The sequence below is a fragment of the Paractinoplanes rishiriensis genome, from assembly GCF_016862375.1.
In the GTDB taxonomy this organism is placed as follows: domain Bacteria; phylum Actinomycetota; class Actinomycetes; order Mycobacteriales; family Micromonosporaceae; genus Actinoplanes; species Actinoplanes rishiriensis.
This window is the reverse complement of record NZ_BOMV01000096.1, coordinates 22,113-34,217: the sequence shown is the minus strand read 5'-3', so window position 1 is coordinate 34,217 and position 12,105 is coordinate 22,113. Positions and strand designations below refer to the sequence as shown.

General features: G+C 72.8%; 5 protein-coding genes. 2 read left to right on the top strand and 3 right to left on the bottom strand.

Going from position 1 to position 12,105, the window contains the following annotated elements:
- Window positions 1–18: 18 nt before the first annotated feature.
- Window positions 19–5,301 carry a diguanylate cyclase gene (locus tag Ari01nite_RS42205; RefSeq protein WP_203789349.1) on the top strand — a complete coding sequence of 1,761 codons (5,283 nt, stop codon included), beginning with the start codon at window positions 19–21 and terminating at the stop codon, window positions 5,299–5,301.
- Window positions 5,302–5,318: 17 nt separating this feature from the next.
- Here Ari01nite_RS42205 and Ari01nite_RS42200 read toward each other — a convergent pair whose 3' ends face one another.
- On the bottom strand, window positions 5,319–6,728 hold the full coding sequence (locus tag Ari01nite_RS42200; RefSeq protein WP_203789347.1) for an MFS transporter: 1,410 nt from the start codon (window positions 6,726–6,728) through the stop codon (window positions 5,319–5,321).
- 87 nt (window positions 6,729–6,815) lie between these two features.
- Between Ari01nite_RS42200 and Ari01nite_RS42195 the strand changes: the two genes are divergently transcribed.
- Complete coding sequence (locus Ari01nite_RS42195) at window positions 6,816–8,657, top strand: glycoside hydrolase family 15 protein (protein ID WP_203789345.1); 1,842 nt, start codon at window positions 6,816–6,818, stop codon at window positions 8,655–8,657.
- A 45-nt stretch (window positions 8,658–8,702) separates the two neighbouring features.
- Here Ari01nite_RS42195 and Ari01nite_RS42190 read toward each other — a convergent pair whose 3' ends face one another.
- Window positions 8,703–9,056, bottom strand: coding sequence for a hypothetical protein (locus Ari01nite_RS42190; protein ID WP_203789343.1), 354 nt, complete (start codon window positions 9,054–9,056; stop codon window positions 8,703–8,705).
- A gap of 16 nt (window positions 9,057–9,072) precedes the next feature.
- On the bottom strand, window positions 9,073–12,099 hold the full coding sequence (locus Ari01nite_RS42185; RefSeq protein ID WP_203789341.1) for an ATP-binding protein: 3,027 nt from the start codon (window positions 12,097–12,099) through the stop codon (window positions 9,073–9,075).
- Window positions 12,100–12,105: the final 6 nt, after the last annotated feature.

Below are 12,105 nucleotides of genomic sequence, written 5' to 3'. Positions count from 1 at the left end.
GCTGCCGATTACTGGAACATGGGCGCGACTGCCGGTGCGGAACACGCCCTGAGCCGGGCGGACGCCGACCAGGTGCGCCAGTTGGAGGACCTGGCCGGCGTCAAAGTACTCGGCGAACTCGGGCGGGGCACGCAAACCGTCGTTTACCGGGCTCGCCGGGACGGCGCCGACTACGCCCTGAAGATGCTCCGCGGTGCCGATACCGACGGCGGCGCATCCCTCGCTGCGTTCCGGCGCGAGGCGGCGCTGCTGGCCCGCGTGCGGCATCCCGGCCTGGCGCGGGTGCACGAGGTCGGCGTGGTCCAGGACCGGCCGTACCTGGTGATGGACCTGATCGAGGGCGGGCGGCTGACCGACCTGCTGGCCGCCGGGCCGCTGAGCGCCGAACAGATCGCCACCATCGGCGCGGATGTCGCCGCCGCCCTGTCCGCCGGCCACCGGATCGGCGTCGTGCACCGCGACGTCAAGCCCGACAACATCATGGTGACGCCGGACGGCCGCGCGCACCTGCTCGACTTCGGCCTCGCCGTGCGGGCCGCCGACGAGCGGATCGGCGACGGGTCCGAGGAGGCGGTCGCCGGCACCCTCGTCTACAGCGCGCCGGAGCAGTCCGGTGTCCTCAACCGCCCGGTCGACGACCGGGCGGATCTGTACGCGCTCGGCGCGGTGCTGTTCGAGTGCGCCACCGGCGACCCGCCGTTCCGCTCGGCGGACATCGGCGAGCTGCTGCGCATGCACGCCAACACCCCCGCGGCCGATATCCGCGCCGGGCGCCCGGACCTGCCGCCCGCACTCGCCGGCATCGTCGCCACGCTGCTCACCAAGGACCCGGACGATCGCTACCACAGTGCCGCTGGGCTCGCGGCAGACCTGGGCCGGCTGGCCACCGAGGGTGACTTCGCACCGCGCTCGGCCGACGAGCGGGTCGGCCGGCGCGAGGACACCCCCATGGTCGGGCGGGACGCCGAGCTGACCACCCTGGCGGACCGCTGGGATCGCGCCCGGCTCGGCCACGGTGGAGTCGCGCTGGTCGAGGGCCCACCCGGCAGCGGAAAGAGTCGGCTGGTGCACGAGTTTCTCGCCTCGGCCAGGGCCCATGACCACGTGGTCCTGCACGTTGCGGGCCGCGCGGACGAGCCGACGCCGCTGGCGTCGCTGCGCCGTGCGGTCGACGACTACGTCCGTTCGCTGTCGCGGTTGCCGCCGGCCGAACGCGACCGTGCGCGCGGCTGGCTGGTGGACGCGGCCGGGCCGGCCGCCGCGCTGTTACGTACGCTGTCTCCCGCTCTGGGTGACCTGCTCGGCCTGCCCGACCTCGCCGACGAGGACCGGCATGAACAGTTCATGGTCGCCGCCACCGAGTTCCTGATCGGCCTGGCCGGCAACGCCGCGGGGGCGATCCTGTACGTCGAGGACGCGCAGTGGATCGACGAGCCGAGCCGGCGCATCCTGACAAACCTGACCGAGGGCATGCCCTCCACTCCCCTGCTGGTGGTCCTGGACGTGCGGACGGAGGCCGGCGAAGACGGCGCGGCGGCGCTGGCGTCCGGTTTCGGCGAGCGGCTGGACACGCGGGTAGCGCTGCCGGCGTTCGGGGCGTCCGACGTGGCCGACCTGGTCGCCGCCCTGACCGGCGGGATGACCATCAGCACGCGGGCGGCCGCGCATCTCGCGGCCCGCTGCGGGGCCAACCCGTCCGCCTTCCTGGAGTACCTCGACGCGATCATCCACGCCGGCCTGCTCTGGCCGCTCTGGGGGACCTGGCAGCTCGACATGGGAGGCCTCGATCAGCTGGCCCTGCCCGGCACGACCGAGGAGCTGGTCCTGCGACGGCTGGAGCCGCTGGAGGGACCGGCCCGCCAGGTGCTTTCCGCCGCCGCGGCGGTCGGTAGCCAGTTCGCCCCCGAGTTCGTCGCCGCCGTATGCCGGCTGGACCGGCAGCAGGTCCTCGACGTCATCACCGACGCCGTCCGGTATCACCTGGTGGAGCACCGGGACGACCACGAATACGCCTTCGTGCACCACCGCGTTCAGGAGGCCCTGCTGTCCCAGGTGGACGGCACCGATGCCGCCGAGCTCCACGAACGGATCGCCGACCTGCTGGAGGAGCGCGCCGGTGGCGCGGCGGAATCGGTCTACGCCCTGGCTCGGCACTGCCAGCTCGCCGGCCCGGACCACCGGCCGGAACGGCTGTTCCGTACCACGTACGCCGCCGGCCGGCTGGCCCTGGCCGACCACGCCGTGGACCAGGCGGTCGCCTTCCTCGAGGCCGCGGGCGCCGCAGCCGCCATTCCGGCCCCGCTCGACAGCGAGTTCCACACCACGCTGGGCGTGGCGTACCACCGCGCCGGCCGGTTCCGCGACGCCACGCACGCGTTCGAGCGCGCCCTTGCCGCGGCGCCCGGCGGCTTCGAGCGGGCGTCGATCCGGCACCTGATCGCCCGCGTGCACGACAGCACGTGGAGCACCTCCGAGCAGCTCGCCGTGCTCGAGCAGGGGCTCAGCGACCTCGGCCAGCCGCTGCCCCGGAACCGGGTCCGGCTGCTGGTGTCCGCGGTGTGCCACTTCGTCGTCGGCTACCTGGTCGGGATCACCAAGCTCGGATACGGCACGGCGCGCGGCGACCGCCGGGAACGCTACCGCCTGCTCGCCTCTCTCTACGACGCCGCCACGGTCGCCTACGCCCGCGATCTGCGACCGGCCACGTCGGCGGTGTTCGTGCTGCGGCAGGCATACCTGGTGAACCGGCTGGGACAGGGTCCGGAGATGGTCCGCGCCAAGGTGGCGATGGCCTACCTCGCCCGGCGCGCCGGACTGCACCGGGTGGCGGACCACGGCTTCGCCCGGTCGGAACGCATCGCCACCAAGCTCGGCGACGCGCAGCTGCTCGCGTACATCGCCTGGCTGCGCGGCGCTGCGGCCTACGGCAGCGGCGCCGACGACGGCGCGATGCTGCGCGGCGCGCTCAGCGACCACGGGCGCTGGCTCGACCCCGGTCAGTACATCGACGCCCTCGGGCTGCTGTGCTGGGATTCCATGCTGGCCGGGAACATGAACGAGGCCGATGCCTGGTTCGAGCAGCGCCGTGATCGGGTCACCGCCAGCGGGCAGCTCAACCGCAACGCCACGCACACCGCGACGGTGGGCCAGCTCGCGATGCGCGGCCGGGCGGGTGAGGCGGCCGCCCTCCTCAAGCAGATCCGCGAACGGACCCCCGTGCAACCGCCGTGGGAACGGGTGGACGGCATCCTGGGCACCCTGATCGGCGCCGTCGAGCAGAACGACCACAGCGCGGTCGACCAGGCCGCCGGCGAGTTCCGGGGTCTGCGCATCGGGCCGCTGTCGCTGCTGCCGGGCCAGGAGGGCCTGTACACCTACCTGACGTACGGCCGGCTGGAACAGGTCCGGGCGGCACTCCCCACCGACCGCGCCAAACGGCTCGCTGCCGCGCGACGGGCCGTTCGGGCCCTGCGACTGGTGCCCCCACGACCACTTCTGCGCGCCCACCGCCAGGTTGTCCTCGCCGCGCTCGCCCAGCTCGCCGGCCGGCCGGAGCGGGCACTGCGCCTGCTGGCTCGAGGCGAGCCGGTGATGCGCCGCGTCGAGGCTCCCCTGGTGGCGTTCGAGGCGGCCCGGGTGCGCGTCCATGCGCTGCGGGCGCTGGGCTGCCGCGGCGAGGCCGACCGGCAAGCCCGGTACGCGCTGGCCATCGCCGCCGAGCAGGGCTGGTCGCACCGGGCGCGACGGCTCACCGCCGAGTTCGACGTGCAGGGCGGGCCCGGCAGCTACGCCGACCTCACCTCGCAGGGCACCGGGACGAGCCGCGTCCCGGCCGGCCGGCAGAAGCAGCGGCTGGATGCGCTGGAGCAGGTCAGCCTCGCCGCGTCCCGGGTGCTGGATCCCGCCAAGCTGGCCCGTATCGCGCTGGACGAGACGATCCGCATCTTCGCGGCCGAGCGGGCGTTCCTGTTCCTGCTGGAAGGGGATCCACCCCAGCTGGTGCCACGCATCGGCCGCGATTCCGCCGGCGGAGACCTGAACGACCCCACCGGTTACAGCGCGACGCTCGTCGACCGGGTCCGCCAGACGCAGGAGGCGCTGGTCGTGACCGGGACCGAGGAGGGCGCCGCGCTCGGTTCGCAGAGTGTGGTGCTGCACGGTCTGCGTAGCATCATGGTGGCCCCCCTGCAGCTGGAGGGCCGGTTGCTGGGCGTGGTCTATCTGGACAGCCGGCTGGCCAAGGGCGTGTTCACGGCCGACGACATCGGGATGCTGGCGGCCGTCACCAACCACGTGGCAGTCGCGCTGGAGACGGCCCGGGCAGCCCAGATGGAGGTCGCCATGACGACGGCCTACCGGGAGCGGGATCTGGCCGAGACGCTCCGCGTGGCCGCCACCGACCTGTCCGCCGCGCTGCGGCCGGCCGACGTCCTCGCCCGGATCGCCGAGATCACCGCCCGCACCCTGCACAACGACCAGGTCCTCGTCGTCGTGAACGAGCCGGTCGCGGCCGAGCGAGCCGGCCCGGTCATCTCCGGGCTGGTCGAGGAGCTGATCGCCGCCTCCGCCCCGGTGGTCGGCGGCGCCGCGGACGCACCGGCATTGCTGCGCACCGAGTTCGACACCGTCGCGAGCTGGATGGCGGTGCCGCTGCGGGCCGGCGATGACCGCTCGGGCGTCCTGCTCCTCGCATCCCGGGAGCCCGCCGCGTACTCCGAGGCGCAGGTGGAAATCGTGGCCACGCTGGCCGGACAGGGCATGATCGCGTACCAGAAAGCCGTGCTCTTCACGCAGGTCGAGCGGCTGGCCACCCTCGACGAGCTGACCGGCATAGCCAACCGCCGGAACTTCTTCGAAACCGCCACCGGCGAACTCGCCCAGTCCGCCGGACGGTGGCCGGCGCTAGCCGCCCTGATGATCGACATCGACCATTTCAAAGCGGTCAACGACACCCACGGCCACCAGGCCGGCGACGAGGTGATCCGGGCGGTGGCCGGCCGGCTGCGCGACCTCGGCCGCGCCGGCGATCTGCTCGGCCGCTACGGCGGGGAAGAGTTCGCCGTGCTGATGCGCATCGGTGCGGAGGAGGTCATCGATGACGCACATGCCGCCGCCGAGCGGCTGCGCCGGGCGGTGGCGGACACGACCATCCAGACCGGCGCCGGACCGCTGACGGTGACCATCAGCGTGGGCCTCACGCTGGTCCGGCCCGACGACCGCGACCTCGGCGCCGTCCTAGCCCGCGCCGACCAGTGCCTCTACCGGGCGAAGGCGGACGGCCGGAACCGCGTCTGCTCCTGACCCGGACCGGCCGGTTGTCACCCGGGGCTGACCGCCTCGGTTGGTGGTCTGGCCGTCGCCGGAAGCCTCGCGGCGGCCAGCATGCCCGCGAGGGTGATCACGGCAAGGACGACCATCGCGAGCGCATACCCGCGTTCGGGTGTCGTCGTGATTCCGGCGACCAGGATCGTGCCGGCGATCGCCCCGCCGAGTGAGGAACCGAGGTTGGAGACGCTCCGGGACAGTCCGGAGATCTCGCCTTGCAGATCCTCGGGGAAGGCCGACTGCACGATGTTCACCGACGGGGTCAGCATTCCGCCGAGCCCGAACCCGATCAGGAACAACCCCGGTACGAACGCCCACCCGCTGTCCGAAATGCTCACCATCGGCAGCAGCACGGCGACGCCCCCGAAGCACACGCAGAAACCGACCAGGATGAGGGTGCGCTGCGCACGCCGCTTCGCGAATCGCTCGGCGGCGAGCGAGGACAGGAGCAGGCCGACCGTCGTCGCCGTGAAGATCACGCCAGTCTCGATCGCGTTGTAGCCGCGTACGACCTGCAGATACGCGGAGACTACAAAGGACACGCCCATCAGCAGGAGCCACTGGGTGTGCTGCGTGATCAGGCCGAGATTCGACATGCGGTTGTGGAACAGGCGCGTGGGCAGCAACGCCTCGCGGCCCGCCCGCTCCCGGGACCGCACCCACACGAAGAACCCGGCCAGCACGAGGATGCCGGCGACGAGCAGGGCGGCCATCAGCCAGAGGTTGTTGTCGGCGGCCAGGATGCCCATGACCACGAGGAGCAGCCCCAACGCCGACAGCACCGCGCCGACGATGTCGAAAGGCTGGGCCGGGTCGGCCGGCAGCGGCTCGGGAACCCTGCGGGCCAACACGATGATCAAGGCTATGACCAGCACCTGGAAGATGAACGCCGCGCGCCAGCTGAGCGCCGAGGTGATGAACCCGCCGATCAGCGGCCCGGCGGCCGCGCCGATGCCGCCCATCGCACTGATCGCGCCGAACGCGCGGGCCCGCGAGACCAGGTCGGGGAAGAGCAGCGTCGTGAGGATGTAGACCGGTGGGATCAGCAGCGCCGTGCCGATGCCTTCCAGGACGGAGTTGCCGAGGATCAGGACTCCCAGCCCGGGCGAGACCGCGCTGAGCAGCGCGCCGGCGCCGTACACCAGAAGACCGAGAATGAATAGCCGCTTGCGGCCGTATTTTTCGGTCAGCTTCCCGCCCGGTATCATCAGCGCGGCCATAACGAGCAAGAACAACGTGATGGCGAGTTGAACCCCCTCGACAGTCGTGTTCAGGTCCTTGCTGATGTCATTGATCATGACGGTCATGTTGGAGCCGGCGAAGCTGCAGATGAACTGGGCGAGGGCGAGGGGAATCAGTGCCCGCCTGAGCGATTTCGCCGGACTCGTCGATGCTGCAGCCATCGGAACAGGCTTTCGCCGATTTCCCGGGGAAGCATCATCCGCCCCGTATGAGGTGCCGCGGACATCGACCACGGAAACCTGGGAGTCATGCCTGATTATCCGCTCATTGACGATCACGGTCTTATCGGTGATCTGCAAACGGCGGCGCTCGTCGCTACCGACGGGTCGATCGACTGGTTCTGCGCCCCCCGCTTCGACTCGCCGAGCGTGTTCGGCGCGCTGCTGGACCACGGACGGGGCGGTCACTGCCGGGTACGACCGACCGCGGGAGTCTTCAACAGCAAGCAGCTGTACTTCCCGGACACAGCCATCCTGGTCACTCGGTTCCTGACCGAGGCCGGCGTCGGCGAGGTCGTCGACTTCATGCCGGTGACCAGTGCCACGACCGCCGTAGCCACGCACCGGATCGTGCGCCTGGTGCGGTGCGTCCGGGGCCGGATGACGTTCGAACTCGACGTCGCGCCCCGCTTCGACTATGGCCGCGAGCCCCACGAGACCCACGTGACCGAGAGCGGCGTGGTGTTCGAGGGCAACCGTACGGCGATGACCCTGAACCTGATCAGGGAGCCGGACGACGAGCGGCTGGGCCGCTTTGTGGTCGATGCCGGCGACGTACACGCCGAGGTCGCCCTGGAAGCCGGGCAGACGCGTGGTCTCCTGCTCGAGACCGGCTCGGCCGGTCCGGTGCGTGAGATCCGGGTGGCCGAGGCCTGGCGGCTGTTCGACGAGACGGCCGCGTTCTGGCGCAACTGGCTGTCCCGGTCGACGTACGCCGGGCGCTGGCGGGAGATGCTCGAGCGTTCCGCGATCACCTTGAAGCTGATGACCTACGCACCCAGCGGCGGACTGGTGGCCGCGCCCACAGCCGCGCTACCGGAGCAGATCGGCGGCGAACGCAACTGGGACTACCGGTACACCTGGGTCCGCGACGCCTCGTTCTCGGTGTACTCGTTGCTCGGCATGGGTTTCACCGACGAGGCCGCGGCGCTCGGAAGCTGGTTGCGCGACCGGGTCGACGAGCAGAGCGACAAGAACAACGGCAGCGGTCCGTTGCACATCATGTACCGGGTCGACGGATCGACCGACCTGAGCGAGGAGACCCTCGAACACTGGGAGGGATACCGGGGATCGGCCCCGGTCCACATCGGCAACGGCGCCGCCGGCCAGCTGCAGCTGGACATCTACGGCGAGGCGCTCGACAGCATCTACGTCGCCGATCAGCACGGGATCGCGACGAGCCACCACGGCTGGCTGCGGACCTGCGACCTCGTCAACTGGGTCGCCGGCAACTGGGACCAGCCCGAGGAAGGCATCTGGGAGACCCGCGGCGGCCGGCAGAACTTCACCTATGGCCGGCTGATGTGCTGGGTCGCCCTTGATCGAGGCATCCGGCTCGCCACCGCGCACGGCCGACCCGCACCGCTGGAGTCCTGGCACCGTCAGCGGGACGCGATCTACAACCAGATCATGGAACGCGGCTGGAGTCCGATCCGCCGCGCCTTCCGGCAGCACTACGACACGGACGTACTGGACTCCGCGCTGCTGCGGATGCCCACGGTCGGCTTCATCACCCCCACCGATCCGATGTGGACGTCGACGCTGGCGGCGATGGACGAGGAGCTGGTGACCGACAGCCTGGTCTACCGGTACGACCCCGCGGCCTCACCGGACGGACTGCGCGGCTCGGAGGGGACGTTCTCGCTGTGCACGTTCGCCTACGTAGACTCGCTGGCGCGGGCGGGTCAGCTGGACAAGGCTCGGGTGACGTTCGAAAAGATGCTGACGTACGCCAACCATCTGGGCCTGTACTCCGAGGAGGTGGCCCTCACCGGTGAACAGATCGGCAACTTCCCGCAGGCGTTCACCCACCTGGCGCTCATCGACGCGGCGATCACCCTGGACCAGCGCCTCGACCGCGCCGGCCGGTAACCGAAGGGTCCAGCCGGCCGGAACCGCGTCTGCTTCTGACGCTCCTCAGAGAGGGACGACCAGGTGGTTGCCGACGCGCTCGGCCTGCTCGCAGCTCAGCCCCTCGAGGACGCCGGGGGCATCGGCGATCTCGACGGCGACCGCGTCGGTGCGGCGCAGGGCCGCGACGAGTTCCCGGACGAGCCGGCCCACCGGAGCGCCGTGCAGCCCGACGACCCGGACCACCCCGTCGTCGCCGGTGCGAGTCAGGGCCACCGCGGCGGGCGGGCCGGCTGACGCGGCCGCGACGTCGACCAGCTCCCACCAGGTCGCGTCCGGGTCGCCGGGGACCGGGACGAAACGCCGGGCGACGTCGCGGCGGCCCGGCGGCACCCGGCGGAAAACGAGATCGTGCGACATGCGCTAACGGTGCCCGTCACGGCTTGCGCGATGTTTGCACGCGGTCCTCGGCCAGCCTCAGCAGCCGGGGCACGCGGCAGACGTCGCCGAGCTCGGCGCTGCGGGCGGCCGACTCGGCGACCAGGGCGGCGGCCCGGCCGGCGTGGCCGGCCAGGGCGTGCGCCTCGGCGCGCAGCAGCAGGTAGAACGGCGCGAACATGAGCACCCCGGACGCCGCGAAGCGGTCGTACGCCTGATCGCAGCGGCGGGCCCCGCCGGGATCGCCGAGCGCCGCGTCGGCCCAGGCGAGAAGCATTTCCGCGTGGATGCCGTACAGCGGGCCCAGGTCGGCGGCCGCGGCGCAGGCAGCGGCCCAGGCGCGGCACCCGTCGGCGTCGCCGCGCATGGCGCGCAGCCACGCGGCGTAGAGGTCGGCCTCCATCACGACGGCCGGGTTTGTTCCGGCCCGGACCCGGGCGCGTGTCTCGTGCCGGTCGGCGGTCGCGTCGTCGCCGCGGCAGTGGGCGACGAGGGCCGCATAGCCGGCGGCCGCGACGCCCACCGCCGGCACCTGCAGGCCGCCGATCGCCTCGAACGCCCGGAAATGCCGGTCGGACTCGTCCAGCCGGCCGCGCACGCACTGCCCCCAGCCGGCGACGAAGTGCGCGGCAGCGACGGCGGCCGGGGCGCGCGCCACGGTGAGCGCATGTTCGGCGGCCTCGACGGCCTCGGCATAACGGCCCGTCAGCGCCCGGGTGAGCCGGATGTTCACCCAACCGGCCGGGCTTTCGTCGAGGTCCGGTTCGGTGTCGTCCAGGACGGTGGCGGCCGGCTGCTGGCCGCTCCACGTGCGAACAACCGACATCCGGCCCCGGACGGTCCCGGCGAGCCGGGCGCCCTCCTCGCGGTCCGGTGCCCGGCTCGCCAGGTCGAGCGCCTGGTCAAGGAACCGCTCCGCCTCCCGGTAGCAGTTGCGATTCATGGCGTCGTCGGCCGCGGCGGCGAGGTAGGGCACGGCGGCGGGGCCGACCGCGGGCTCGGCGAGCACCAGGTGGCGGGCGACCGCGACGATCTCCTCGGGAGCGAGGGCACTGCGGTCACTGAGGGCACTGCGGTCACTGAGGGCACTGCGGGCACGCAGGGCGTCGGCCAGGCGGGCGTGCAAGCGTACGCGGCGGGCCTGCGACACGCCCCGCTCGAGCGTCTGACGGATCAGGTCGTGGCGCAGCGCGAACCCGGGTCCGTGCTCGACGAGCAGTTCGGCCAGCAGTGCGCTCTCGCAGGCGTCGAGGACCGCGTCGGCGTCCAGGCCGGACACCGTGGCCAGCGTGTCCACCCCGATCGGTCCGGCCAGCGCGACCACCGTGAGCAGCGCGACCGTCTGCTGCGGCAGCCGCTCCAGCCGCCGGCGCAGCACCTCTTCGACCTCGGTCGGCAGCGCCTCGTCCACCGCCGCCGGGTGCAGCCGATGCTCGCTGACCAGCAGCCGGACGACCTCGCCGACGAAAAACGGGTTGCCCAGGGTGCGCCGGTGAACCGCCGCGGCGACCTCGGTGTCCGGCGCGCTGCCGGACAGCCGGTGGAGGATCTCGGCCACGTCGCCGGCGGCGAGCCCGGGCAGCGGCACCCGCACGACCGCGTCGCGCCGGACCCCGCGCAGTGTCGCGGCCACCTCCTCGGTGCCCGGCTCCTCGGTGCGCACCGCCACCGCGAACAGCACGCCGTGCTCGACCAGCTCGTCGACGGCCAGCGCGAGCAGCGTGCGGCTGTCCGGGTCGACCCACTGCAGGTCGTCCAGCACGACGGCCAGCGGGCCACCGGCGCGGGCGGCCAGCAACAGGTCGACGACGCCACGGAAGAGCTGCGTCTGCGAGCGGTCGGCGCCGGCCGGACCGCCGGACCGCATGAGGGTCAGCGCCTGGCCGGCGGCGCCGCCGGTGGCCAGTGCCCCGTCGTCCGGAAGCAGCGCCGCGACCGCGCGGACGATCGTCACCCACGGCCACAGCGCGGGCATGGCGCCGATGCCCACACCGGAACCGGCGACGGCATGGCCGCCGGCCGCGGTGGTGCGTTCGGCCACCGCGCGCAGCAGCGTGGTCTTACCGGCGCCGGCGGACGCCTCCAGCAGGAGCAACGAACCGCGCCCGGAGCAGGCCCGGCTCACGGCCTGGTCGACGGCGGCGAGCGCGGCGTCCCGGCCGAGCAGGCGGTCGTCCGCCGGCTGGGCGGCAGAGGGCTGCGCGGCAGAGGGCTGGGCGGCAGACGGCTGGGCGGCAGAGGGCTGGGCGGCCACCGGATCGGGGCGCGGCGCGAACGTCAGCGCCGGGTCGTGCCGCAGCATGCCGCTCTCGATCGCCGCTGTCTCCGGGGAGAGGTCGAGGCCGAGTTCGTCGGCGAGCGTCCGCCGCAGGCGGGCCACGGCGGCGAGGGCTTCCGACTGCCGGCCGGTGCGGTAGAGGCCGAGCGCGAACGCCCGCCAGCCTCGCTCCCGGAACGGGTTCTCCGCGACGAAGCGGCTACCCGCGATGACGGCGGCCTCGGCGTCCCCGGCGACCAGGGCCGCCTCCAGCGCCAGCTCGTCGGCGTCGAGCCGCAGCTCGGTCAGCCGGACGGCCTCGGCCCGGGCGAAGGACAACGCCTGCAGGTCGGCCAGAGGTTCCCCGCACCACAGGCGCCGCGCCTCGGCGAGCAGGGCGGCCGCCTCCGCGCCGGAGGTGTGCCGGGCGCGGTCCACCAGGTCTTCGAAGCGGGACACGTCGACCAGCGCCGGGTCCAGGTCGAGCTGCCAGCCGGGCGGGCGGGTCAGCAACTGCGGCACCTCCGGGTCGGCGGCGGCCGCGGCGGCCAGCTCGCGGCGCAGGCGCGACACGTATGACTGGAGGCCGAGCGTCGCGCGGGCCGGCGGCTCCTCGGGCCACAGCTCGTCGACGAACCGGTCGAGCGGCACGACCCGTCCCGCGTTCAGGGCCAGCAGCGCGAACACCGCCCGCTGCTTGAGCCCGCCCAGCCTGAGGGACACGGCCCCGGACCGCGCCGACACCGGGCCGATCAGCCCCACCCGCATGGCGGG

What these genes read in the sequence shown, in the direction of transcription:
- Ari01nite_RS42205 (WP_203789349.1), top strand. Translation starts at nt 19, where the DNA reads ATGGGCGCGACTGCCGGTGCGGAACACGCCCTGAGCCGGGCGGACGCC.
- Ari01nite_RS42200 (WP_203789347.1), bottom strand. Translation starts at nt 6,728, where the DNA reads ATGGCTGCAGCATCGACGAGTCCGGCGAAATCGCTCAGGCGGGCACTG.
- Ari01nite_RS42195 (WP_203789345.1), top strand. Translation starts at nt 6,816, where the DNA reads ATGCCTGATTATCCGCTCATTGACGATCACGGTCTTATCGGTGATCTG.
- Ari01nite_RS42190 (WP_203789343.1), bottom strand. Translation starts at nt 9,056, where the DNA reads ATGTCGCACGATCTCGTTTTCCGCCGGGTGCCGCCGGGCCGCCGCGAC.
- Ari01nite_RS42185 (WP_203789341.1), bottom strand. Translation starts at nt 12,099, where the DNA reads ATGCGGGTGGGGCTGATCGGCCCGGTGTCGGCGCGGTCCGGGGCCGTG.